This is a genomic window from Algoriphagus antarcticus (assembly GCF_002150685.1).
GTDB lineage: Bacteria > Bacteroidota > Bacteroidia > Cytophagales > Cyclobacteriaceae > Algoriphagus > Algoriphagus antarcticus.
This window is the reverse complement of the sequence record NZ_MSSW01000018.1, coordinates 1-715: the sequence shown is the minus strand read 5'-3', so window position 1 is coordinate 715 and position 715 is coordinate 1. Positions and strand designations below refer to the sequence as shown.

General features: G+C 35.2%; 1 protein-coding gene. It reads right to left on the bottom strand.

The features are described 5' to 3' along the window. Positions 1-170: 170 nt before the first annotated feature. Positions 171-623 carry an IS200/IS605 family transposase gene (gene tnpA / locus BVH04_RS08750; protein ID WP_086541093.1) on the bottom strand — a complete coding sequence of 151 codons (453 nt, stop codon included), beginning with the start codon at positions 621-623 and terminating at the stop codon, positions 171-173. Positions 624-715: the final 92 nt, after the last annotated feature.

Below are 715 nucleotides of genomic sequence, written 5' to 3'. Positions count from 1 at the left end.
GGGATTTATAATCACGTGTACAAATCACAGTATTTTAAAATCATTTAATATTTCGGGAAGTCTCTTTGTATTCTTTCGAAAAAGATCCGAAGGATTGCAACAATTCATAACCCTCGGCGAAGCCGGGGGTAAGTCGTGAAGTAAGTTATTGTAGCCCTGCAAGGGCGAAACTAATTCTTATTCAAAAAATACCTTTCATCAATCTCAATTCCATTTTCGATCAATAACCTTCGATATTCCTCTTCAAAGGTTTCTGTTTTATGATGCTCTTTTTGCCCTTTGATGTAGTTAATCAATTTGTCTTTTTCATGAATTGAACAGGTGAAACATCCATATCCATCCGCCCAACCCGTAAAATTTGGATGTGCTTTAGATTGTTTAATCCACGCACTTGAATAGGCTTTTAAGTCTTGCATAAAATCTGAAACTGCATTGGTGGGATGGATGTCAACCAGTAAATGAATATGGTCTTCAATACCATTAATTTGATAAAGTTTTGACTTTTTGTTTTTAACTATTCCCCATAAATAATTATACACATCCTTTGAGTCTGGATTTAAAGTAGGCTTATTTCTTTTGGTGTGAAAAATGACGTGGTAGTACATCTGTCGGTATGAAGTCATGGTTTAAAAAGTTTGTCCTAAGGAAGTTAAGATCTTTTAGTAAAAGTATCGCCCTTCAGGGGGCTCTATTTAATCTACAAGTTCTCTACCCC

Excerpts from the sequence above, each read along its gene's own strand:
- tnpA (WP_086541093.1), bottom strand. The coding sequence starts at position 623 with ATGACTTCATACCGACAGATGTACTACCACGTCATTTTTCACACCAAA.